Genomic DNA, 23,791 nt, shown 5'->3' with positions numbered 1-23,791 from the left:
CGGTCAGATTTCGAGGCTCAGCAGGTGGTAGCCCAGCGTCTTGCCGTGTCCGTCGAGTGCGGGTGAGCCTGTGACCCCGCCGCCGAGGACGCCGGGCAACTCGAACACCATCGCCATGAGGTTCGGCTGGCAGGTGCGCCGGGCCGGTCCGGTGACCAGCTCACCGTAGTGGGCGGCGACGACGTCCTCGGTCAGTCTCTGCGTGAGAAGCAGGTAGGCGGCCCGGTCCCTGGCCAGCACGGCGAGGATGAGCGTGTCTCCCTTGTCGCCGGCGCGGACGTCTGCGAGGGTGTCGATCTTCTGAACAGCTGCGGGTGTGGTCATGTCGAAACCTCCGTGAGATGCACCCGGGTGGACACGAGGTCGCGAGGGAGGGTGCACGAGCGGATCGCGAGCACCTCGGTCGACGAGCGCCGGGCGCCGCCTCCGCCGGCCGGTCCGTTGGTGTACAGGCTTTCCACCTCCCAGCCGACGAGGTCGGCTTCCTCCCGGGTGCGTGCGCGGGCAGTGACCCGCACGCGCACTTCGTGGGCAGCGGTGTCGGTGTCGAGTCCGCGGAAAGCGGCACCGGCGCCGATGTATTCGACGGAGACGGCGCCCTCGGCGAAACCGTGTACCTCGACGAGACGTTCGGTGACGATGTCCGCGGCGAGCTGGGCACGGGGGTAGGCGCGTGGTCCCGCGTAACTGATCTGCCCCTCACCGAGCCAGCCGCCACGGAATCCGAGGGTGACCTTCAGCTGCTGTGGGCGGGGGCGCCCCGTTGCACCGGTGATGGCGACCCGGTCGGGTCCGACGCTGGTGAACGACACGTTGCCGAAGTCCGCGGTGACGTCCGGGGTGAGGTACGACGTGGGATCTCCCACCTCGTACAGGAGTTGCTCGGCGCAGGTTCGTTCGGTGAGTATCCCGCCGGATCCGTCGAGTTTGCCGAATGTGGCCGATCCGTCGGCGAGGACGTCGGCAAACGGGAAGCCGAGATCGGCCATTCCCTTCACCGGTTTGGTGACGGGGTCCGCGTAGTATCCGCCCGTGAGTTGTCCGGCGCATTCGAGCAGATGCCCGATCGCGGTTGCGGCGCCGATGGTGTCGTGGTCGGCCAGGTCCCATCCGAAGTGGTGGGCGAGTGGGGCGACGTAGAGGGAGGGGTCGGCCAGACGCCCGGTGACGACGACGTCGGCGTCCAGTTCGAGCGCGGGGATCACGGCCTCCGCGCCGATGTACGCGTTCGCGGAGACGAGTTCCTCGTCGTGCTCCGACAGGCGTTTCCCGGTTTCCCACACGACGGGGTCGTGGCGCAGCACTTGCTCGAGCACCGCGTCGCCCGTGATGGCAGCAACGCGCACCTGCCGGTCGGTGGACCGGGACGCGATGCCGGAGACCAATTCGGCCGCGGCGAGAGGGTTCGCGGCACCGGCATTGGTGATCACCGTGGTTCCGGACGCGAGCGTGTGCGGGAGAACCGCGCGCATGCGTGCGGCGAGGAGCGGATCGTATCCGTCGTCCGGGTTCTCGAGTCGGCGGGCGTTTCCGGCGGCGACGGTGCGTTCGCCGAGGCATTCGAAGATCAGGTAGTCGAGATCGGCCTGCCGGGCGAGTTTCTCGGCGGGGTCGATGCGATCCCCGGAGAACCCGGATCCGGCGCCGAGTCGCACGCTCCGCGAGGCGCTGCCGCGGGTGCTCGATGGTGTCACGGTCTCAAAATCCTTTTGCTTGTTCGACGTGTGGTGTGTGGCGGCGCGGACGATTACAGCGAGATGGCGCCGGTGAGTAGCGCTACAACGGTCATCACGATCGTGGTCCCGAAGGCCCAGCCGAAGATGAACCGCTGGTGCTTGCCGAGGTCCACCTTGCTCAGTCCGATCAGGATGAACGTCGCGGCGGTCAACGGGCTAAGCGGGAATCCGGTGGTCATCTGGCCGAGGATGGCGGCGCGGCCGATCTCCGCGGGGTCGCCTCCAAATGAGGCGGTGGTTTCCGCGAGCACCGGCACGACACCGAAGTAGTAGGCGTCCGGGGTGAAGACCAAGCTGAGCGGCATCGACGTGACGGCGGTGATGACGGGGATCAGGGAACCGGCGGACTGCGGAATCCAGGAGACGAAGGTCTGCGCCATCGCGGTGATCATCCCGGTCCCGTTGAGGATTCCGGTGAGCACGCCTGCCGCGAGGATCATCGCCACCACCATGGTGACGTTGCCGCCGTGCTTGGCGAACAGGGCCTGCTGGTCGTCCCACTTCGGGCGGTTGACGGCGAGCGCGAGTGCGAATGCGATGGCGAATGCCACCTCCAGCGGCACGAGCTGGAACAGCAGGATCACGATCAGCACGAGGGTGAGCACGGTATTGAACGCCATCACCGCCCGTTGGCGACCGGTACGCACCGGCGCATCGGCGATATGCGGCGTGCCGGGACCACCGCCACCGGGAAACGCCAGTTCGGTGACACCGAGCCGTTTACGTTCCGTGCGGCCGATCATGTAGGCGGCGAACAGGACCCACAGAATCCCGGCGCCCATCGCGGGCAGGACCGGCGTGAAAATGTCGGCGCTGGTCAGGTCGAGTGCGGCCATCGCACGGACGGTCGGGCCGCCCCACGGAATCATGTTCATCAGTCCCGCAGCCAGGCAGACGATGCCGGTCAGGACGACCGGGCGCATGCCGAGTTTCTGGTAGATGGGCAGCAACGCCGAGATGGTGATCAGGAAGGTCGAGGTTCCGTCGCCGTCGAGCGCGACGAGCAGGGTCAGCACCGCGGTTCCGACGGCGATCTTGGTGGGATTGCCACCCGCCCAGCGGACGATCCGGCGGATCGCCGGGTCGAACAGTCCCACGTCGACCATCAGACTGAAATACAGGACCGCGAAGGCGATCATGATGGCGACGGGCGCGACCTTCAGCAGACCGTCGCCCACCATCTCCCCGAGGTCGGGCGCCCATCCGCCCACGATCGCGAACGCGACGGGAACAAGGATCAGGGCGACCAGCACCGAGACCCGACGGCTGAACGCCAGCGCCAGGAAACAAGCGATCGTGGCGAACCCGAGCGCGGCAACCATGTGACCTCCTTCGAAATGGAGTCTCAGTGTCGCGCCCCTCACATTTGCGCGTCAAATATCAATACCTGATCTATTGATGAGTGGAAATCATGAATAGGCCCTGAATACCGGCCATACTGATGCGCATGAGCATCAATCTCGGGATTTCTCACCTGAGGAGCATCGTCGCCATCGCCGACTACGCGAGCTTCACCGCGGCGGCCTCCGCACTCGACGTGTCTCAGTCCTCGCTGAGCCGCTCGGTCGCCGAGGCCGAGCGCAGGCTCGACATCACACTGTTCGAACGCACCACGCGCCGTGTCGAGCTGACCACGCACGGGCACGAGATCATCGAACACGCCCGGCGGATGCTCCACGACTTCGACGACGGGCTCACGCAGATCGAACGATTCGTCACCGGTGACCGCGGAATCGTGACGGTGGCATGCCTGCCCTCGCTCGCGGCCACGTTCCTTCCTCCGTACGTGGTGAGCTTCCGCGAGCAGCACCCCGACGTGCGCCTCCAGATCCGGGACGGACTACGTCAGGAGGTTCTCGACGCCGTGTACTCGGGCACGGTCGACCTCGCCCTGGTCACCACCTCGGGAATTCTGCCCGGCCTGCAACAGGACGTTCTGACGAGCGACTCCTTCTATTGCGCCGTCGCGCCGACACATCCGTTCGCCGATCGGCAAGTACTCCGGTGGTCGGATCTCGCCGGACAGCCGTTCATCGCGTTCGGACCCGAGAGCAGCATCGCGGCGCCCGTCCGCCGGGCCGTCGAGGACGCACGCATCGAACTCGGACCTGTCATGCAGGCGCAGAACATCGGCGCGGTAGCGGGATTGGCGGCGGCCGGGCTCGGTGTCACTGCGGTACCCGAACTCGTGCTTCCCATGATCTCGTTCGCCGGTCTCGTCCACATACCGCTCCAGCCGACGGTCGAACGCACCATTTCGCTCGTCCAGGTCGCCGGTCGACCCCAGACGGCGAGCACCCGCAGTTTCGTGACCATGCTTCTCGCCGACGTATGACCTGACTCGACGTCCGGCATCCGCACCGGCTGTACACCTGAGAACGGCAAGGAGTCGTTCACTCCTTGCCACTTCCAACATATAACGCACAAGGGGCCTTGCGGCAAGACCCGGGTAGTGCTGCAGAATCTCCGGTCGAAGCCGCAACCTGCGGAAATTGCGAAGTGCGCTCTCGTGTGCACGAGCGGAGCGGCCGGCTTCGAAAACCACTGTGGCGAAATGGGGGAGTGTCATGTTCGACGTCATCATTGCCGGGGGCGGACCGACCGGGTTGATGCTGGCCTGCGAGTTGCGGCTGCAGGGCGTACACGCGCTCGTGCTGGAGAAGGACGAGGAGCCGACCAGGCATGTTCGGTCGCTCGGCCTGCACGTGCGCAGCATCGAGGTGATGGATCAGCGCGGTCTGCTGGAACGGTTTCTCGCGCACGGCAAGCAGTATCCGCTCAGCGGCTTTTTCGCCGGCATCACCAAGCCGCAACCCGACCGGCTCGACACCGCACATCCGTATGTCCTGGGCATTCCGCAGCCCGTCACCGAACGCCTGCTGACCGAGCACGCCACGGAACTCGGCACCCCGATCCGCCGCGGCAGCGAACTGGTCAGGTTGAGCCAGGACGACCACGGGGCGACCATCGAGCTGGCCGACGGCACGCAGCTGCGCTCGCGCTACCTCGTCGGCTGCGACGGCGGCCGCAGCACGGTGCGCAAGCTGCTCGGGGTCGGCTTCCCCGGCGAACCTACGAGGGTCGAGTCGCTGCTGGGCGAAATGGAGGTGACCGCTCCGCCCGAGACACTGGACGCCGTGATCAGCGAGGTCCGCAAGACCCACAAGAATTTCGGCGCCGGTCCCACCGGGGACGGGGTGTACCGCGTCGTCGTGCCCGCCGAGGGGGTGGCCGAAGACCGGTCGGTCCCGCCGACCCTCGAGGAATTCAAGCAACAGCTCCGCGTGTTCGCCGGCACCGACTTCGGCGTGCATTCACCGCGGTGGCTGTCCCGCTTCGGTGATGCCACCCGGCTGGCCGAACGCTATCGGGTCGGCCGGGTACTGCTGGCCGGCGACGCGGCGCACGTCCACCCACCGCTGGGCGGGCAGGGCCTCAACCTCGGCGTCCAGGACGCGTTCAATCTGGGCTGGAAGCTGGCCGCCGAGGTGGGCGGCTGGGCCCCGCAGGGGCTGCTGGACAGCTACCACAGCGAACGGCACCCGGTAGCCGCCGACGTGCTGAACAACACCCGCGTGCAGTCGGAACTGATGTCCACCGAGCCGGGTCCGCGGGCCGTGCGCCGGTTGCTGTCGGAACTGATGGACATCGACGACGTGAACCGGTACCTGACCGAGAAGGTCACCGCGATCGGGGTTCGCTACGACTTCGGGGAGGGGCACCCACTGCTCGGCCGGCGGTTGCGGGACATTCAGCTGAAGCGGGGGCGCCTCTACGCGCTCATGCATGGTGGCCGCGGACTCCTGCTCGACCAGACGGGCCGGCTCTCGGTGGCCGGCTGGGCCGACCGGGTCGACCACGTCGTCGATGTCAGCGAGGAACTCGACGTGCCCGCCGTGCTGCTGCGGCCGGACGGCCACGTGGCATGGGTAGGTGATGATCAGCAGGAGCTGCTCAGTCAGTTGCCCCAGTGGTTCGGCGCTTCCTCCGGCTGACCGCCGAACTCCTCCCGTGCGTCGACACGCCGGTTCGAGTCGGGTTGTGAGCGCTTTGGCGGGCACATGTCGCGCAGTCGTGCACAATGGCGACGTCCGGACAGTGGATGCGAGCAGGGGGTGTCGACGATGTGGGAGTTGCCGATCGAAGGTGGGATTCCGTGGTTGGTGTGGATCCTCGACCTACTGGTCAACGGTTCCTGAGCAACCGAGAAGTCCTGTGGTCGTCGGGTCGTCAGCCGGCGCGGTCGGCGTTCGCCACTATCGCGTCGTGAACGTATTGCGCGAACCCGGGTGCCATCTCGTTCCAGTGCGCGGCCGCCGCCGGGTCGGCGAGGTAGAGAGCAGCCACGTCCCGGTGCTGTCGGTGGGTGCAGTCGAAGAACCACCGTGCGATGTGGGCACGGTGGTTTTCGGCCGCCTGCATCGCGACTGCGCCGGTGGCCGGCTCACCCGCGGCTATCGCGTCGACGAATTCCTGGATGTTGGCATCGGCGTCTGCCTTGATCGCCACCCAGTCGTCCTTGGTATAGGCGGCGGTTCGCCGCGGTAGGTCCTGGTTCTGATTCGACTCGGCCCACCGCTGCTCGGCCTCGCGTAGTCGTTCACCGAAACTGTCGGTGCTGAAAATGGCGAGCTGCTCTTCCGGGGACAGTGCCACCCCCATGTGGCGAGCGCGCATTTCCTTCTCGATGGCGTCGAGCAATTCGTCCGTGCGTGCCTGACGCTGCCGCAGGAGGCGGTGCTGTCGGCGGAGGTGATCGTCGACGCGGGCGTGGGGCTCGGCCAGGATGTCGGCGATCTCGTCGAGCCCGAACTCCAGCTCTCGATAGAAGAGTATGAGCCGCAAACGCTGCACGTCGTCGGGGGAGTACACGCGGTGGTTGGCCGCGCTGCGCCCGTGCGGCTTCAGGAGGCCGATGCTGTCGTAATGATGGAGGGTACGGACGGAAATGCCCGACAGCGCCGCCAGTTGTCCGACTGTGTACCCGTCCATCTCGCGATCATGCATCGTCGCAGCGGGGCGTGCGCGAACTCGGAGGGAAGACGGCGTTCATCGTGCGCTTCGCCGGAAGTGTCGGGCCCTCGCTCGTCCGTGCGCGAGGGCAAGTAGACCCGGCACGGAGTGCGCCGTCGCCGCTCCCGGGTTCAGGATCGATATCCACGATTGGGCTGCGTAGTTCGGGTGAGGGAGCAGTCGGTCCAGTGCACTGTAATCGATGCCGCTGCTGCGCGGCGCATGTTCGGCCGGTGAGAAGCCGAGTAGTTCGCGGAAGTGGTCCCGGCCGACCGAGACATTGAGACGAAATACGCCCTGCCGGTTCATGTTCGAGGAGGTGTCCCACCCCTCGACGTCGTTCGTCACGATGGTGGCGAACGGGAAACGCTGCTCCGCCGGCGGGTCGCCATCAGGGTTGTATGAGAAGAAGGTGTCTCCCCAGGAACTCGGCGGAGCGCCGCCCTCTTCACTGGCCGTCACCACCGTGACCCCAGGCAGTTCGAGAGCCACCGCAATGATGTGTTTCTGCGTGAGAGCTGATGTTTCCGGGTCGTTCGCGGTCATGCAGGCCACCGTAGAACCTCACGCTACGTCAGGTGCAACATCTCGGGACCGCTCACGGTGCGCGGCTCGGCGCAGTGACGATCGGCGCTCAGCCGCGTACCTACCGCGGCGGGATGACCCACACTTGTAGTTTCGGAAGACCGAACATTATGATTCGACTGTGAAAACAACGGACCTCGGGGTGGGCAGGCGGCGACGGGCAACCACGGTCGCGGCGATACTGACAGCTCTCGCCGCGACGCTGATGCTGTCCGGGTGCGCCGAGGGTGCGGCCGGGCCCGCCGACGGCAAACCGGTGGTGCTGACCACCTTCACTGTTCTCGCCGACATCGCGGAGAACGTCGGGGGGGAGCACCTGACGGTGGAGTCGCTCACCAAAGCCGGTACGGAAATTCACGGTTACGAGCCGACACCGGGCGATATCAGGAAGGCGGCCGAGGCCGACCTGATCCTCGACAACGGGATGAATCTGGAGGCCTGGTTCGCCCAATTCGTCGAGGGGCTGGAGGTCGAGCATGTGGTCGCCAGCGACGGGGTCGAGCCGATCGGCATCGGCGAAGATGCCTACGCGGGCAAACCGAATCCGCACGCGTGGATGTCACCCCTGAATGTGCAGATCTACGTCGACAACATGGTCACCGCGTTCAGCGACCTCGATCCCGAACACGCGAGCGACTATCGCACCAACGGTGATGCCTACAAGGCCCGACTGCAGCAGGTGCAGGACGAATTGGTTGCCGAGTTGAGCGCGTTGCCGGTCAATGAACGGGCGCTGGTCACGTGCGAAGGAGCGTTTTCGTATCTTGCGCGCGATGCGGGGTTGACAGAGAAGTACATCTGGCCGGTCAATGCCGAACAGCAGGCCACCCCCCAGCAGATCGCGTCGACGATCGAGTTCGTCAAGCAGAACCGGGTACCCGCGGTGTTCTGTGAGTCGACGGTGTCGGATGCGCCTATGCAACGCGTGGTGGAAGCCACCGACGCCGCTTTCGGCGGAACCCTCTACGTCGATTCGCTGTCGGAGCAGGACGGACCCGTGCCGACCTACCTTGATTTGATCCGGCACGACGCCGAAACCCTCACGTCCGCTTTGAACGGACAACGGCCGTGACTCCCCAGCCGGCCGTCGAGGTGCAGGACGTCACCGTCCACTACGGTGACGTTCTTGCCCTCGACCGGGTCTCCCTCTCCCTGCAGGCAGGACGGGTGTGCGGGCTGGTCGGGATGAACGGCTCCGGCAAATCCACACTGTTCAAAACGATCATGGGAACGGTCAAACCCGATACCGGCACGGTCCGCATCAACGGCCAGGCCCCGGCCACCGCGCGCAAAACCGGTGTCCTGGGTTATGTTCCGCAGAGCGAGGAGGTGGACTGGGCCTTTCCACTGTCCGTGCGAGATGTGGTGATGACCGGCCGCTACGGTCGCATGGGCCTGACCCGGCGGCCCGGGAAAGCTGATCGTTCGGCCGTCGACCACGCCCTCGAACGCGTGGAACTCACCGACTTGGCGGACCGGCAGATCGGGCAATTGTCCGGCGGCCAGAAGAAACGTACTTTCGTGGCCCGGGGAATCGCCCAAGAGGCAACGATCCTGCTGTTGGACGAACCGTTCGCCGGGGTCGACAAACGCTCCGAAGCCACCATCACCACGTTGCTGCGGGAACTCGCCGGTGCAGGTGCGGCCATCCTCGTCTCCACCCATGACCTACACGCGCTGCCGGCGCTGGCGGACGAGGCGATCCTGCTGATGCGCACGGTGCTCGCGCACGGCGACCCGACGCTCGTTCTGCAACCGGCGAACCTGGCGTCGGCCTTCGGCCTCGACGTGATGACAAGGACCTGACACCCCATGAACGTGATCGACTTCTTCGTCGACCCGCTGCGTTACGACTTCATGGTCCGCGCACTGATCACCACTCTGATCGCGTCGGTGGTGTGCGCGGTGTTGTCGTGCTGGCTGGTGCTGATCGGTTGGTCGCTGATGGGCGATGCCGTCTCGCACGCCGTCCTGCCCGGCGTCGTCCTCGCCTACATCGTCGGCGCCCCCTTCGCCCTCGGCGCAGTGATCTTCGGATTCCTTGCCGTGGCACTGATTGGGGTGGTCCGCGACACCAGTCGTGTCAAGGAAGACGCCGCGATCGGAATCGTGTTCTCCACCTTGTTCGCCCTCGGCCTGGTCCTGGTTTCGGTGACTCCGAGCCAAACCGACCTCAACCACATCATCTTCGGCAACCTGCTGGGCGTCAGCCGCTCCGATCTCATCCAGATCGCGATCCTCGGGGCCGTCGTCTTCATCGCTCTGATCGTCAAACGCCGCGACTTCACGCTCTACGCCTTCGACCGCACCCACGCCCACGCCATCGGTCTCAATCCCCGGCTGCTGGGGGCCGCGCTCCTGGGATTACTCGCGCTCACCGCTGTGGTGGCCCTGCAAGCGGTGGGTGTGATTCTGGTGGTGGCCATGCTCATCATCCCCGGATCCACGGCCTACCTGCTCACCGACAGCTTTCACCGCATGCTGATCATCGCACCCGCGATCTCGGCGGTCTGCGCCGTCACAGGGCTGTACCTGAGCTATCACCTCGACACTGCCAGCGGCGGCATGGTCGTGCTGTCCCAGGGTGCAGCGTTCGCCCTGGCGTACCTTTTCGCGCCTCGTCACGGCGTCATCGGTCGCAGAATCACCGCGTCGCGGCGGCGGTCGCTCAGGGAAGATGCATCAGCTGCCCGGCAAGAGTGAACAGTCGACGGCCGAGCTTCAGAACGGGGATTCCGAGCGGCAACAGAATGACCGTCACACAGAGCACCCCACCGACGAGCCACACTACGGCCGCGAGGATTCCCAGTACTGTGCCGAGCAGGGCCGTGAGAATCCCCGTCACCACGCCGAGCAGGCCATTGAGTAAGCGCATGATGACCTCCTGTTACCAGTCTGCGCGCCCGCGGGCCGGCGCGCACCCCCTTTTCTGGCGGCAGAGATGTCGCGAGTCGGGAAGACGCGGCCGTCGGTGTCAGCCGACCGATTTCGCGTAGCGGCCGACCCGGTCGACGAGGTCGTCGAAGAACGTGGCGGGGTCGGTGCTCACCGCGATGTCGGCGTTGGGTTCCCGGTTCCAGTGGCCGACCCAGTCGGCGACGGTGGTGCCCCTGGTGAGCGTTCCTTGGAGTTCGACGTCGACGGTGGCCGGACGTGTCCGGGCGAGATCCGGGTTCAACGCCACCGCCGCAGCGAACGGGTCGTGCATGTGTGCGATGAAGCCCTGGTTGTGGCTGCGGTGAAAATCCATGTAGAACCGGATGGCGTCCGACAGGTGACGGATCACCGGGTTGCTGGTGCGTGACCGAATGTGCGGTGCATCCTCCGGTGAGATCACTTCGGCGGGAACACTTCCCGCCGCTTCGGCGAGACGGCGAACATGGTCCGGTGTCATTTCGATGGTCTCGGTGATGTCGAGCCCGCAGAGGATGGGACGCCGGCCCTCCGGGAGCCCGGAGAACGCGTCGAACACCTCCTTCGCGGCCTCGGGGTCGACGGAGACGTTCCATTCGGTGGTGGGGGTGGTGTTGCCAGGATGGTTGTAGGCGCCGCCCATCACCACCAGTCGGTGCAGCAGTCGGGGAAGTTCGGGTTCCGCGCGGATCGCCAGCGCCAGATTGGTCAGCGGTCCGGTGACGAGTCCGGTGACCTCACGGGGATGCTCGCGGACGAGTTCGACCCACATCGTGGTCGCGTCCCGCTCCGACAGGGACCGGCCGGAGTCGGGGAGGACGGCGTACCCGATGCCCTGCGGCCCGTGCGTGTCCTCGGTGGTCCGCAACGGGCAGTCGAGCGGCACCCGCGCACCGAGGGCCACTTCGATGTCGGGTGCACGGCACAGCCCGAGCCAGTTCAGATTGTTGGCTGCGACCTGCTCGACGGGCACGTTCCCGGCGGTGCTGGCGATCCCGAGGATCTCCGCTTCCGGGCTGGCCAGCAGATACAGCAGGGCCAGCGAATCGTCGATGCCGGTGTCGACGTCGACGATCAGGCGCTGCGCGGGGGCGCTCATCCGGCGACGCGGACGGTGGGGCGGTGGTTGCCCGTCCAGGTGACAGCCAGGGAGTAGTGATGTGTCTTCACGCGTCCATAGTGCACGGCGAGGACCGTGCGCGTGGACCGTGGTCTGTCTCCACGGGACCGGTCAGGTGGTTGCTGCCCACACCGCTGGATCCTCGCCCCACGGGCGGGCAGGGAAAGGGTAGTCGTCGTACTCGGCCAGTGCCGGGCGGCGGGTAACCGAAGTTCCTTGGGACACTACGCAGTTCGGTCCGGGAACGGCGGCGGCCGGCGGGTCGGCGGACCGGCCGGGTGCACTCAGCAACCACGCACCAGTGCGCGCGAGGGAGACGTCGACGGTCCGGCCGCAGCCGTCGGATCGGTGCGGGTCAGCGCGTCGACGATGCCGGCGGCGAGCAGGTATCCGCTGGCGTGATCGAGAGCCTGCGCGGGCAGCGCGCCGGGGGCGTGCCCACCCTCGACGAGCAAGATACCTGATGCGGCCTGGACGATGCTGTCGAAGCCCCGCCGACCCGCCCGGGGGCCGGTGCGGCCCCACGCACTCACCCTGCCCCGCACCACCTGTGCGGGTGCGCGATCGAGCAGGGTGTCGAGGGCGCCCGGACGGTAGCCGGTGACGACCACATTCGCGTCGGCAAGAAGCTCCTCCCACCGCCTGCGGCCCGCCACCGACGTCACATCGAGCAGCGTCGACCGTTTACCCTGCCCGGTATCGAGATGCTGCACGGCAATTTCGGGGAGAAACGGCGGGTCGATGCGCAGGACCTCGGCGCCCAGGAGCGCCAGCGTGCGGGTGGCGACGGGGCCGGCGATCACCCGGGTCAGATCGAGAACCGTGATCCCGCTCAAGGGTGTCGTCGCGGAGGCCTGCCCGGACCGCAGCGCCCCCGGCGAATGAGCGGGATGTACGACGGTGGGGACCAGGTCTCCCGCTGCCGCGGCCGCGCCCTGCGGGGTGGCCGCCCACTCTTCCTGCGTGCGGACGGCCGACGCCACGGCCTGCGCGGCGAACGCCCGTTCCTCGACCTCGGCCGCGGTGAATTCGCGGAGCCGGCCGGCCACCGCCTCCCGGCCGGCATCCTCGGCGAGGTCGATCGCCCCGAGAAGCCGGCGACGGTGGTGCGGATAGTTGGCGTGGGTACGCACCCAACCGTCGGAGACAGCAAAGAAGCCGGACAGCTCAGCGAACCCGGACACCGGTTCCCCCGCCACCCGCAACAGCCGGTCGCTGGAGAATGCTGCTGCGATCCGCTCGGGGTCGAGCCGCCACGACCGCGGACCCCACCCGCAGGACACCCGGTATCTGTCGACGGCGGTAGCGACGGCCGCGAGCGACCCCGCCGCCAGGTCGAAGACGGGAAGCCGAGCGGCGAGGAAGGCGCCCGGGTCGGGGCACTCGATGCGGTGGGAGCCGGGCGGCACACCGACATTGCGCTCGTACTCGCCCAGCAGCCGTCGAAACCCGGTCACCGAACCCCCCAGCCTCGAACGGCGAACTCTACGACAGCAGTTGACGGCACCGCTCGAGCAGGCCGGCGCGCAGCGGGGCGGCCCGTTGCGCGAGGTGCTGCTGCCGTCGTACGTATTCTGCACGCCCGGTGGGAGTCTCGATGGGCACGGGGGCGTATCCGTACTCGGACAAGTCGTACGGGCTGGCCTGCATGTCGAGTTCGCGTGCGGCGAGTGCATGCTCGAAACAGTCCATCACCAGGTCCGAGTCGACGAGCGGCCCAAGTTTGTACGCCCACTTGTACAGATCCATGCCCGCATGCAGGCAGCCGGGTTGCTCGCGGCGGATCTGGCCGTCCCGGTCGAGTGCGGACTCGTTGCGGGTCACCGCCGCAGGAGTGAAGAACCGGAACGCGTCGTAGTGGGTGCAGCGCAAAGGCATCGATTCGACCACCGCGTCGGTGCCGTCGAACCCGAGGCGCAGCGGCACCCTCTGGTGGCGGATCGCCTCGGCGCCGCCCCGATAGACCATCGCCCATTCGTGCAGGCCGAAGCAGTTCAGGCGTGGAGTGCGGGCTTCCGTGGCCTCGAGAAGACCGGCCACGAATTCGACGGTGCTTCGGCGATGCTCGAGCACCGCGGGGTCGACGGTGACAACAGGGTCTCCGTCGACGGCTTGCGACCGGTAACCGGTGTAGCGGAGGTAGTCGTCGGACCCGGGACCGGTGAGCGCCGTCCCGTAACCCGGGTGCCATCGACGCAACTGGTTGGGGCGCAAGCTGTAGTAAGTGAAGAGGAAGTCGTGCACCGGATGGCTGATTCCGGCCGCCTTGCGTTCCTGATACGGCTCGACGATTCGTGCCACCCGATCGCGGTGGCGGGTCCGTCGAGCCGTCCAGTCACCGGACGCCAGCACCGCGAGCGGGCCTCCGGTGACCGTGTTGTCGGGGGGCCGCACGGTCAACTCGTCCGCTGCCCCGGGTTCATCCCGTTCACCCGGTGGGTGCCGTCACGCACGGTGCCCACGTACTCCTCGACGAGGTCTTCGAGTGCGACGATCCCGACGATCCGGCCCGACGGGTCCGCGGCCGCACCGAGGTGGGAACTGGCCCGGCGCAGACCCGCGAGTGCCTCGGCGAGCGGTGTGGTGGTCGCCATGCGCGGCAGCGGACGAATATCGGAGCGGGGGATCACGGTGTCCGGGCCGGCGTCCTCGTCGAGGATGTCGTCGAGAACGTCCTTGAGGTGCAAATACCCGAACAAGGAACCGTCGTCGGCGCGGACCGGGTAGCGGGAGTACCCGGTTTCGATCACCGCTTCCTCGATGGCGCCGAGGCGGGTGCCGCCCGCCGACAGCGGCACCGTGCGGACCTTGTCGAGAGGAATCATCACCTCGCTGACCGTGCGGTCGGTCGTCTCGAGCGCCTGGGTGAGCCGACGGTGCTCCTCCGCGTCGATCAGTCCCTCCGAGCGGGACTCGCCGATCATTTCCGACAACTCCACGGCCGAGACGGTGACGTCGAGTTCGTCCTTGGGTTCGACGCGCATCAACCTCAGCGTGGCGTTGGCGCACAGGTTGTAGAAGGAAATCAGCGGCCGGGCCAAAGTGATGAACATCAAATGCACGGGCACCAGCAGCATCGCGGACCGTTCAGGTCCCGCGAGAGCGATGTTCTTCGGCACCATCTCCCCGAGCAGGATGTGCAGCACCACGACGAGTGCCAGGGCGACGGTGAACGCCACCGGATGCAGCAATCCGTCGGGCAGGCCGACGGCATGGAGCGGCACTTCGAGCAGGTGCGCGATCGCCGGTTCGGCGACCTTGCCGAGCAGGATGGAGCAGATCGTGATGCCGAGCTGGGCGGCCGCCAGCATCAGCGACAGGTTCTCGCCGGCCAGGATCACCGTCCGGGCACGTTTCTTTCCTTGCGCTTCGAGCGCCTCGAGGCGGTCACGGCGGGCGGAAATGAGGGCGAATTCGGCGCCGACGAAAAACGCGTTGCCGGCGAGCAGCACGAAGGTGAGCAGCATTCCGAAAAGATCACTCATCGTCGGCCTCCTCCTCGTCCGTCTCCACGGGAACCGGTGTGAGCAGCACCCGGTCGATACGCCGTCCGTCCATGTGGGTCACCGTCGCGATCCACCGGCCATCGGGGTACAGCGCCGTGTCGGGTACGGGCAGTTCCACCTTGTCGCCGTCTACCGGAATCCGGCCCAGATGGGTGAGGACCAGGCCGCCGAGGGTTTCGTACTCGCCCTCCGGTGCCGTGTAGCCGGTGGTCTCGGACACCTCGTCGATACGCAGCAGACCGGAGCACGACCAGCCGTCACCGATGCGCTGGACGTCGATCTCCGGTTCGTCGTGCTCGTCGCGGACGTCACCGACGATTTCCTCGATCAGGTCCTCCATGGTGACCATGCCCGCGGTGCCGCCGTACTCGTCGACCACCAGCGCCACCTGCATTCCGTCGGAACGGATCCGCTCCATGAGGGCGTCACCGTCGAGGCTCGACGGCACCACCGGGACCTTCTGCGCGAGGGTGTTGAGGCGGGTGGTGCGGCGACGCCCGGCAGGCACCGCGAACGCATGCTTGATGTGCACGATCCCGACGGAGTCGTCGAGGTCGCCGTCGACGACGGGGAATCGGGAGAACCCGGTGCGGGCGGCGGTGTCGATCAGATCGGCCACCGTGTCGGTGGTGGCCAGCGACTCGATTTTCACCCGCGGTGTCATCAATTCCTCGGCGGTGCGTTCACCGAATCGCAGGGAGCGGTTGACCAGCAACGCTGTTCCCTTGTCGATGGCGCCGCGCTGGGCGGAGGTGCGGACCAGGGAACCGAGTTCCTGCGGTGACCGCGCCGACCGCAATTCCTCTGCAGGCTCGATGCCGAGGCGCCGGACCAGCCAGTTGGCCGTTCCGTTGAGCCCGTTGATCGCCCACTTGAAGATCAGGGAAAACGCCGCTTGCATGCCTGCCGTCGCACGTGCCGTGGGCAGGGGATGGGCGATGGCCAGGTTCTTGGGGACCAGTTCCCCGAACACCATGGAGAACGAGGTGGCGAGGACCAGGGCGATCACCAACGACGTTGCCGCGGCGGCGGATTCGCTGAACCCGACCGCGGACAGCACCGGGGTGATGAACCGGGCCAGGACCGGTTCCGACAGGTAGCCGGTGACGAGTGTGGTGATCGTGATGCCGAGCTGCGCGCCCGACAACTGGAACGACAGCGTGCGGTGGGCGTGCTGGACCTGCTTCGAACGCCGGTCACCGTCGCGGGCCTGCGAATCGACGGTGCTGCGTTCGAGTGCGGTGAGGGAGAATTCCGCTGCGACGAACAGTGCGGTGCCTGCGGTCAAGGCGAGGAAGCCGAGCAGAGCGAGAATGCTGAGTGCGATGTCCATCTGTCATCGCCACCAGGGAAGCGAGGGGAGGCCGCCGGGTTTGTCGCCCGGCTCGCTAGAGGAGCCCTCCGAACCGGCGGAATCAGAATCTGATTCTGCTGAGGCAATGACAGGTGGAGCGCTTGCTGCGTGTGTGGGTGCCGCGGGCACCGGAGTCCTTCCGTTCGGCCTCGGCGTCCGGAGAAGTCCGGCACCGAGAACTGGTGTGGTTCAGCGACCCATGATACCGGTGGATGTCCGGTTCCGTGGAACAGGACATCCACCGGCACCTCACGGCGCTGCGGTCACCAACCGGCCGGAAGGGGGCGGCCCTCGGCGAATCCGGCCGCCGACTGCACCCCGAGCACCGCCTGGGCGTGCAGTTCCTCGAGGGTGCGGGCGCCGGCGTAGGTGCAGGTGCTGCGCACCCCGGAGCAGATGTGGTCGATCAGGTCCTCGACTCCGGGGCGTTCCGGGTCCAACCGCATCCGGGAACTGGAGATACCCTCCTCGAACAGTCCTTTCCGGGCACGGTCGAAGGCGGTGTCGGTGGCGGTGCGCGCGGCGACCGCACGCTTGGACGCCATCCCGAAGCTTTCCTTGTACGCGTTGCCGGCCTGGTCGACGTGCAGGTCGCCGGGGGACTCGTAGGTGCCGGCGAACCAGGATCCGATCATGACGTTCGACGCGCCCGCGGCGAGCGCAAGCGCCACGTCACGGGGGTGGCGGACGCCTCCGTCCGCCCAGACGTGTGCACCCAGCGCCCGGGCCTGGGCGGCGCATTCCGCGACGGCCGAGAACTGGGGGCGGCCCACCCCGGTCATCATCCGGGTGGTGCACATGGCGCCCGGTCCGACACCGACCTTGACGATGTCCGCGCCCGCGTCGATCAGATCACGGGTTCCGGCCGCGGAGACGACGTTGCCCGCCACGAGCGGCACACCGAGGTCGGCCTTCTTCAGGGCGCCGAGTGCGTCGATCATTTTCTGCTGGTGACCGTGCGCCGTGTCGACGACGAGGAGGTCGGCGCCGGCGTCGACGAGCGCGCGGGCCTTCGCGGCGACGTCTCCGTTGACGCCGACGGCGGCGGCGATGCGCAGCTGCCCGGCCTCGTCGACCGCGGGCTGGTAGATGCCGGCCCGGATCGTGCCGGTGCGGGTGAGGACCCCGGCCAGGGTGCCGTCGGGGTTGACGATCACGGCGAGCGAATCGTGCCGGCCCTCGAGCAGTTCGAACACCTCGCGCGGGGTGGCGGTGACCGGGGCCGTGACGAAGTCGGTGAGCGCCACGGACCGCAGTCGGGCGAATCGGTCGACGTCCGAGCAGGCTGCCTCGGTGACCACGCCGACGGGCCGGTTGGTGTCGACGACGACGACCGCGCCGTGGGCCCGTTTGGGAAGCAGCGCGAGGGCGTCGGACACGGCGGCATCCGGACCGAGGGTGACGGGGGTGTCCGCCACCAGATGCCGGCTCTTCACGAACGACACGGTTTCCGCGACCGCCGGGATCGGAAGGTCCTGCGGAAGTACGACGAGACCGCCCCGGCGCGCCACCGTTTCGGCCATGCGGCGGCCGGAGACGGCGGTCATGTTGGCCACGACGATCGGAATGGTGGTCCCGGTGCCGTCCGAGGTGGACAGGTCGACGTCGAACCGGGAGGTGACCTCGGTGCGGCTGGGCACCAGGAACACGTCGTCGTACGTCAGGTCATAGGGAGGGCGTTGCCCGTCGAGAAACTGCACGTCTCACGACGATACCGGGGAAGTTGCGGCGGTGCCTGCCGTGCGCTGCGCCTGCGACCGGGACAGCCCGATGGTGGCGATCAGCATCACCGCGACCGCGCACCCGACCACGATCAGTCCGGGCCCGTCGACGCGCAGGCGTTCGTCGAGGACCGTCATGCCGAGGAAGACGGCCGCGAGGGGTTCGGCGATGGTCAGCGCCGGCAGGGACGCCGACAGCGGGCCCACCTGGAACGCGCGTTGCTGCAGGTACACCCCTACGAGTCCGGCGGCGACCAGTGACCACGTCTGCCAGCTGCTCAGGACCGTCCACAGTCCGCGGGGAACGAGTTCCACCACATACTTGGTGAACGCGACCGCGACACCGTAGAGGATGCCGCTGGCGGCGCCGAGGAGGAGGGCCCGCCACCCCGGGTCGATCTTCGTCATCCCGGCGACCGCGGCGACGGCCACCACCGACACGACGATCGCCAGGGGAATGACCCATTCCCGGAACGGGGCGTCGATGTTTCCCTCGGTGGGATTACCGACGACGAGAAACAGTGCGAGAGCGGCGGCCAGGGCGACGGCCAGAACCCAGGTGGTCCGGTTGAGCCGGTAGCCCGAGAATTTCGCCGACAGGGGGAGCGCGAACAGCAGGGCGGTGACGAGGAGAGGTTGCACGACGAGCACCGACCCGAGCGCCAAGGCGACGGCCTGCATGATGTAGCCGCCACCGTCACCGGCGACACCGGCCCACCACCGGGGGCTGCGCACCAGCGACGTCATCAGGCCCGCATCCTCGGGGACCGCGGACGCGGCGCTCTGCTGCGCGACCGAGGCACACGCGAAGAGCAGGGCCGCGACCAATGCGCACAGGACCGACGCGAGCGGCAGGGACATGCCTCTCAGTGTGCTCCGCGACTGCGGTGTCCGTGCGGAGTTGAGCCATGTCCGGGATTGCGCCCACGCCGACTTCCGGCTCGGGCCGGCACCTCACCGACGCGGCCGCGCCGGGACGGGCGATCGCCGGTATCGGCGGCCCGGCGACCCTTCTTCGGGGTGTCCTGGGCGGGTGCCCGAGTGTCCGGTGCGGGCACCGGTTTACCGCTGGGGCGGCGGGCGCCGGTGAGTTCGGTCAACAGCCGGTCGCCGGGGCGCACCTGCACCCCCGCCACGTCGATCCCCGCCGTGCGCGTCATCTGCTCGACGGCGGCGCGTTCGTCCTCCGTCACGAGGGTGACCACCACCCCGGCCTCACCGGCCCGCGCGGTCCGCCCGGCGCGGTGCAGGTAGGCCTTCGGTTCGGCGGGCGGGTCGACGTGGACCACCAGGGAGATGTCGTCGACGTGGATGCCGCGGGCCGCGACATCCGTGGCCACCAGCACCGGGGTCGTTCCGTCCGCGAACGATGCGAGGGTGTGGGTGCGGTGGTTCTGGGTCTTGCCGCCGTGCAAGGCGCCCGCCGAGATGCCGGCGGCATGCAATTCCTTCGCCACCCGGTCCACCCCGTGCTTGGTGCGCACGAACATCAGAGTGCGCCCCGACCGCGCACCGATATGTGCGACCACCGAATATTTGTCGTCCCGGTCGACGTAGAGAAGGTGATGGACCATCGTCGTCACCGCGGCCGAGGCGGGCGCCGTCGAATGGGTGACCGGGTCGCGCAGATAGCGCCGGACGAGGCTGTCCACCTCACCGTCGAGGGTGGCGGAGAACAGAAGTCGCTGCCCTCCCGGAGGTGTTTCGTCCAGGATCCGCACGACCTGGGGGAGGAAACCCATCTCGGCCATGTGGTCGGCCTCGTCGACCGTCACCACGGCAACGTCGTCGAGGGAGACCGAACCCTGACCGAGATGGTCGGCGAGGCGCCCGGGTGTCGCGACCAGAAGATCGACTCCCCGCGACAACACCTCCACCTGGCGCTTGATCGGGATGCCGCCGACCACCGTTGCCACCCGCAGTCCCATCGACAGTGCCGGTTCGTCGAGCGCCCGTTCGATCTGCAATGCCAGTTCCCGGGTGGGAACGAGGACGATCCCGCGGGGAAATCCGCGGCGACTGGCCGCACCCGCGAGGCGCACCAGCATGGGCAACCCGAACGCGAGCGTTTTGCCGGACCCGGTGGGGGCGCGGCCCAGCACATCCTTGCCGGCGAGGGCGTCGGGAATGGTGGCAGCCTGGATGGGGAACGGCGCGCGAATGCCGCTGCGGTCGAGGGCATGGGTCATGACCGCGGGCACACCGAGCCCGAGGAACGTCTCACCCACCGGTGCGGAGGTGTTCTCGTGTTCGGGCATGCCCAGAAGGCTACCGCCTGCGAGAAGGCACGCCCGACGCCTCGACCGCGACGTCAGCGCACTGCGTCACGGCCGAGGCGGAGGAATGTCAGGCCTGCACTTCGCTGCGGTCACCGCTCCACAGCGTGTGGAACTTACCTTCGGCGTCGGTCCGCTCGTAGGTGTGGGCGCCGAAGAAGTCACGCTGCCCCTGAGTCAGCGCCGCGGGCAACCGCTCCGCGCGCAGGGCGTCGTAGTAGGACAGCGACGAGGCGAACGCCGGGACCGGGATACCGAGCAGGGTCGCGGTGGACACCACCCGACGCCAGCTGTCGATGGCGGTCTCGATGGCGTCCCGGAAATAAGGCGCGAGGATCAGGCTGGGCAGCGCCGGGTTCTCGTCGTACGCGTCCTTGATGCGGTTGAGGAAACGTGCCCGGATGATGCAGCCGCCGCGCCAGATGGTGGCCAGATCGGCGGGGTGCAGGTCCCAGTCGTATTCGGCGCTGCCCGCAGCGATCTGGTCGAAGCCCTGCGCGTAAGCCACCACCTTCGACGCGTACAGCGCCTGGCGGATGTCCTCGGTGAACTGAGCGGCATCGGCGGGCTTGTCGGCGAGCTGACCGGACGCCAGACCGACAGCGGCCTTGCGCTGCTCCCGGGAGCCGGACAAGGCGCGCGCGAACACGGCCTCGGCGATCCCGGTGACGGGCACACCGAGGTCGAGAGCGGACTTGACGGTCCAGCGGCCGGTGCCCTTCTGCTCGGCGGCGTCGACGATCACGTCGACGAGGGCCTTGCCCGTCTTCGCGTCCTTCTGCTTCAACACCTCGGCGGTGATCTCCACCAGATAGCTTTCGAGATCGCCGGAGTTCCACTCGGTGAACACCTCGGCGATCTTGTCGGCGTCGTACCCGAGTGCGTCACGGAAAAGGTTGTACGCCTCACCGATCAGCTGCATGTCGGCGTACTCGATGCCGTTGTGGACCATCTTCACGAAGTGCCCGGAGCCGTCGGGGCCGATGTGGGTGCAGCACGGGGTCCCGTCGACCTGCGCGGCAATCGATTCGAGCAGCGGTCCCAGAGCCTCGTACGACTCCTTGGGGCCGCCCGGCATGATCGACGGGCCGTTCAGCGCCCCCTCTTCACCGCCGGAGATGCCGGCGCCGACGAAATGCAGGCCGCGCTCGCGCAGCGACGCCTCCCGCCGAATGGTGTCCGTGTACAGGGCGTTGCCACCGTCGATGATGATGTCACCCGGCTCCATCGCCGCAGCGAGCTCCTCGATGACCGCGTCGGTGGGGTCGCCGGCCTTGACCATGATCAGCACGCGGCGCGGCTTCTGCAGCGCTGCCACGAATTCCTCGACCGTTTCGGTGCGGACGAAGTCGCCGTCGCCGCCGTGCTCCGCGATGAGCGCATCGGTCTTGGCGATGCTGCGGTTGTGCAGAGCCACGGTGTGCCCGTGCCGGGCGAGGTTGCGGGCGATGTTCGAGCCCATGACGGCCAGTCCCGTCACGCCGATCTGGGCGCGGGCGCCCTCGTTGGTGATAGTCATGAATACAGCATTCCCTCTCGCTCGGCGGTTGTGAAATCGGCGTATGACGAATGAGCCGTCCCAGACACACATACGAAGGCCGGCCCGCGCATTCGCGCGGGCCGGCCTCGTGTCAACGAAGTCGATGTTCAGTTGTGTCCTGCACGCACCGCTCAGCTGCGCTGTTCGCGACGGGGTCCGTCGAAACCGTCGTACGAGCGGCGGTCGGTGCGGCTACGGAAACCACCACCGGTTGCGGCGGGACGCCGGTCCGGTGAGGCCGCGGGACGGCGATCGTCCCGGCGGAATCCGCCACCACGGTTGTCGCGGTCCGCGAAGTCGCGGCGGGGTGCGCTGCGGTCGAAGCTCCGCTCACCGGTGCCGCGATGGCTCTCACCGCGGTCGCCGTAGTCGCGGCGCGGTGCGCCACTGCTGCTGCCGCCGTACTCGCGGCGCGGCGCGCTGTCCCCGAAGTCCCTGCGCGGGGCCCGGTCGCCGAACGTGCGGTTGTCCCGGTCACCGCGGTAGCCGCTGCTCCGGTTGTCGCCACCACGGTTGTCGCCGTCGCGCTGGGGGCGGTCGCCCCGGTAACCACCGGAGCGGGTGTCCGACTGGTCCCGGCGGGGTCCACGGTCGTCGAAGCTGCGGCCACCGGACGGGCGGTCACCGAAGCTGCGGCCGCCGGAGGGGCGGTCACCGCGTCCCTCGGAGGAGCTGCGGTTTCCGCGGTAGCCACCGTCTCGGCCGCCGAACCCACTTTCACGGCGGGGTCCGCGGTCGCCGAAGCGGCGGTCGCCACCACGGTCACTGCGGAAGGCGGGATCCTTCACCGGTTGCCCGGTAGGGACCTTCGCGCCGGTGATGGTGGTGAGGACCTCGGATCCGGGCGCGACGGGCACTGCCGTGGCGTCGACCCCGGCCATCCCCGTCAGCTTCCGGAAGGTGCGCTTCTGATTCGGAAGCACGATCGCGACGACCGTGCCCTTCTCACCGGCGCGGGCCGTGCGCCCGGCACGGTGCAGGTAATCCTTGTGATCGGCAGGCGGATCGACGTGGACAACCAGGTCGATACCGTCGACGTGGATACCGCGCGCCGCAACGTCCGTCGCGACGAGCACAGGGGTGCGGCCGTTCTTGAAACGCTCGAGGACGCGGGTCCGCTGGTTCTGCGCCTTGCCGCCGTGCAGCGACTCCGCGGCGATCCCGACCGCACGCAACCGGTCGGTGATGCCCTCGCAGCCGAGCTTGGTGCGGGCGAACATGATGGTGCGGCCTTCGCGCGCACCGATTTCCGCCAGAACATTGTCTTTCTGACCGCGGTCCACGAGGAGGACGTAGTGCGCCATCGTGTCGACGCTGGCGCGCCCGTCCTCGGTGGAGTGCTGCACGTGGTCGGGCAGGAACTGCCGGACCAGCGACTGCACCTCACGGTCGAGGGTGGCCGAGAACAGCAGCCGCTGACCGTCGGCCGGGGTCTCACCGAGGATGGAACGCACCTCGGGCAGGAAGCCCATGTCCGCCATCTGGTCGGCCTCGTCGAGCGCGGTGATCTCGATGGAGTCGAGGACGCAGGTGCCCTGACGCATGTGATCACCGAGGCGCCCGGGGGTGGCGACGAGGATGTCGACGCCACGGCGCAGCTGGTCGACCTGCTTGGTGAACGGGGTGCCGCCGACCGCCGGGCGCACGGTCAGACCGAGCGCACCCGCGTACGAGTTGAGGGAATCCACGACCTGAAAGGCGAGTTCGCGGGTGGGAACGAGAACCAGGGCGCGGGGACGCTTGGGCGCCGGCCGGTCTTCGTGGCGGGCGAGACGGGTGAGCATGGGCAGGCCGAAGGCCAGCGTCTTACCCGATCCGGTCTGTGCACGGCCGAGAACGTTCTTGCCTGCCAGCGCGTCCGGAACGGCCAGGGCCTGAATGGGCGACGGGGTGGCGATGGAATTCCGGAGGAGAGCCTGCACCAGGGATTCGGGAAGGCCGATCTCGGCGAACGTCACCGTCTCGGTGGTGTTCTCCTCGGAAACAGAGCTGACGTCTTCTGCAGACGTCATGGGGACAGCAGTCAC

General features: G+C 67.8%; 21 protein-coding genes and 1 pseudogene. 6 read left to right on the top strand and 16 right to left on the bottom strand.

The annotated features are described in order from the left end of the window. Positions 1-3 precede the first annotated feature (3 nt). Genes GFS60_RS15500 through GFS60_RS15490 form a run of 3 tightly spaced genes read right to left on the bottom strand, consistent with a single transcriptional unit; the run spans position 4 to position 3,058 of the window. The gene (locus GFS60_RS15500; protein WP_159922517.1) at positions 4-324 is read right to left on the bottom strand and encodes an AtuA-related protein; all 321 of its coding nucleotides are present in this window, start codon (positions 322-324) and stop codon (positions 4-6) included. Then, positions 321-1,694, bottom strand: coding sequence for an acyclic terpene utilization AtuA family protein (locus GFS60_RS15495; RefSeq protein WP_159922515.1), 1,374 nt, complete (start codon positions 1,692-1,694; stop codon positions 321-323). Before GFS60_RS15495 ends, GFS60_RS15500 begins: the two co-directional genes overlap by 4 nt. Before the next feature lie 53 nt (positions 1,695-1,747). Continuing rightward, on the bottom strand, positions 1,748-3,058 hold the full coding sequence (locus GFS60_RS15490; RefSeq protein WP_159922513.1) for a CitMHS family transporter: 1,311 nt from the start codon (positions 3,056-3,058) through the stop codon (positions 1,748-1,750). A 119-nt stretch (positions 3,059-3,177) separates the two neighbouring features. Here GFS60_RS15490 and GFS60_RS15485 point away from each other — a divergent pair, with 119 nt between their 5' ends. The 3 genes from GFS60_RS15485 to GFS60_RS38615 all read left to right on the top strand — a co-directional run bounded on the left by GFS60_RS15485 (position 3,178) and on the right by GFS60_RS38615 (position 5,935). After that, positions 3,178-4,071: a LysR family transcriptional regulator gene (locus GFS60_RS15485; protein WP_159922511.1), complete on the top strand. Its 894-nt coding sequence runs from the start codon at positions 3,178-3,180 to the stop codon at positions 4,069-4,071. Positions 4,072-4,303: 232 nt separating this feature from the next. Beyond that, a complete protein-coding gene (gene rox / locus GFS60_RS15480) occupies positions 4,304-5,731 on the top strand; it encodes a rifampin monooxygenase (protein ID WP_159922509.1) in 1,428 nt (475 codons plus the stop codon). A 66-nt stretch (positions 5,732-5,797) separates the two neighbouring features. Continuing rightward, positions 5,798-5,935: a hypothetical protein gene (locus GFS60_RS38615; RefSeq protein ID WP_201453384.1), complete on the top strand. Its 138-nt coding sequence runs from the start codon at positions 5,798-5,800 to the stop codon at positions 5,933-5,935. A gap of 31 nt (positions 5,936-5,966) precedes the next feature. Here GFS60_RS38615 and GFS60_RS15475 read toward each other — a convergent pair whose 3' ends face one another. Further along, positions 5,967-6,728, bottom strand: a complete 762-nt coding sequence (locus GFS60_RS15475) for a MerR family transcriptional regulator (RefSeq protein WP_159922507.1) — start codon at positions 6,726-6,728, stop codon at positions 5,967-5,969. 57 nt (positions 6,729-6,785) lie between these two features. After that, positions 6,786-7,295: a DUF6194 family protein gene (locus tag GFS60_RS15470; RefSeq protein ID WP_159922505.1), complete on the bottom strand. Its 510-nt coding sequence runs from the start codon at positions 7,293-7,295 to the stop codon at positions 6,786-6,788. Positions 7,296-7,539: 244 nt separating this feature from the next. On the opposite strand from GFS60_RS15470, the gene GFS60_RS15465 reads away from it, so the two are divergent. Genes GFS60_RS15465 through GFS60_RS15455 form a run of 3 tightly spaced genes read left to right on the top strand, consistent with a single transcriptional unit; the run spans position 7,540 to position 10,037 of the window. Then, positions 7,540-8,406 (top strand): metal ABC transporter substrate-binding protein, encoded by an 867-nt coding sequence (locus GFS60_RS15465; RefSeq protein WP_201453622.1) that lies wholly within the window; start codon positions 7,540-7,542, stop codon positions 8,404-8,406. After that, positions 8,403-9,140 carry a metal ABC transporter ATP-binding protein gene (locus tag GFS60_RS15460; RefSeq protein ID WP_159922503.1) on the top strand — a complete coding sequence of 246 codons (738 nt, stop codon included), beginning with the start codon at positions 8,403-8,405 and terminating at the stop codon, positions 9,138-9,140. Before GFS60_RS15465 ends, GFS60_RS15460 begins: the two co-directional genes overlap by 4 nt. A 6-nt stretch (positions 9,141-9,146) precedes the next feature. Further along, positions 9,147-10,037 carry a metal ABC transporter permease gene (locus tag GFS60_RS15455; protein WP_159922500.1) on the top strand — a complete coding sequence of 297 codons (891 nt, stop codon included), beginning with the start codon at positions 9,147-9,149 and terminating at the stop codon, positions 10,035-10,037. Here the strand turns inward: GFS60_RS15455 and GFS60_RS15450 are convergent. The 11 genes and pseudogenes from GFS60_RS15450 to GFS60_RS15400 form a co-directional block, all read right to left on the bottom strand. Next, entirely contained in the window at positions 10,003-10,209 is a 207-nt protein-coding gene (locus GFS60_RS15450; protein ID WP_109330106.1) for a hypothetical protein, read from the bottom strand. The genes GFS60_RS15455 and GFS60_RS15450 overlap by 35 nt on opposite strands. Before the next feature lie 99 nt (positions 10,210-10,308). Then, a complete protein-coding gene (locus tag GFS60_RS15445; RefSeq protein ID WP_159922498.1) occupies positions 10,309-11,346 on the bottom strand; it encodes a nucleoside hydrolase in 1,038 nt (345 codons plus the stop codon). 132 nt (positions 11,347-11,478) lie between these two features. Then, positions 11,479-12,776: pseudogene (locus tag GFS60_RS15440) on the bottom strand (CoA transferase). A gap of 76 nt (positions 12,777-12,852) precedes the next feature. Further along, a complete protein-coding gene (locus GFS60_RS15435; RefSeq protein ID WP_236603149.1) occupies positions 12,853-13,761 on the bottom strand; it encodes a 3-methyladenine DNA glycosylase in 909 nt (302 codons plus the stop codon). Between the two features lie 2 nt (positions 13,762-13,763). After that, complete coding sequence (locus GFS60_RS15430; protein ID WP_109330098.1) at positions 13,764-14,852, bottom strand: hemolysin family protein; 1,089 nt, start codon at positions 14,850-14,852, stop codon at positions 13,764-13,766. Further along, a complete protein-coding gene (locus tag GFS60_RS15425) occupies positions 14,845-16,206 on the bottom strand; it encodes a hemolysin family protein (protein ID WP_159922496.1) in 1,362 nt (453 codons plus the stop codon). The genes GFS60_RS15430 and GFS60_RS15425 overlap by 8 nt, the downstream gene beginning before the upstream one ends. 284 nt (positions 16,207-16,490) lie before the next feature. Then, complete coding sequence (locus GFS60_RS15420) at positions 16,491-17,927, bottom strand: GuaB1 family IMP dehydrogenase-related protein (RefSeq protein WP_159922494.1); 1,437 nt, start codon at positions 17,925-17,927, stop codon at positions 16,491-16,493. 3 nt (positions 17,928-17,930) lie between these two features. Beyond that, positions 17,931-18,809: a DMT family transporter gene (locus tag GFS60_RS15415; RefSeq protein WP_159922492.1), complete on the bottom strand. Its 879-nt coding sequence runs from the start codon at positions 18,807-18,809 to the stop codon at positions 17,931-17,933. A gap of 5 nt (positions 18,810-18,814) precedes the next feature. Beyond that, entirely contained in the window at positions 18,815-20,206 is a 1,392-nt protein-coding gene (locus tag GFS60_RS15410; RefSeq protein ID WP_159922490.1) for a DEAD/DEAH box helicase, read from the bottom strand. A gap of 88 nt (positions 20,207-20,294) precedes the next feature. Beyond that, complete coding sequence (gene gndA / locus GFS60_RS15405) at positions 20,295-21,743, bottom strand: NADP-dependent phosphogluconate dehydrogenase (protein ID WP_159922488.1); 1,449 nt, start codon at positions 21,741-21,743, stop codon at positions 20,295-20,297. 152 nt (positions 21,744-21,895) lie between these two features. Beyond that, on the bottom strand, positions 21,896-23,776 hold the full coding sequence (locus GFS60_RS15400; protein ID WP_236603148.1) for a DEAD/DEAH box helicase: 1,881 nt from the start codon (positions 23,774-23,776) through the stop codon (positions 21,896-21,898). Between the last annotated feature and the right edge of the window lie 15 nt (positions 23,777-23,791).

Source organism: Rhodococcus sp. WAY2 (genome assembly GCF_009859915.1).
GTDB lineage: Bacteria > Actinomycetota > Actinomycetes > Mycobacteriales > Mycobacteriaceae > Rhodococcus_F > Rhodococcus_F oxybenzonivorans.
Note: the sequence above shows the minus strand (reverse complement) of the source record. Positions and strands in the feature narration are given on the sequence as shown.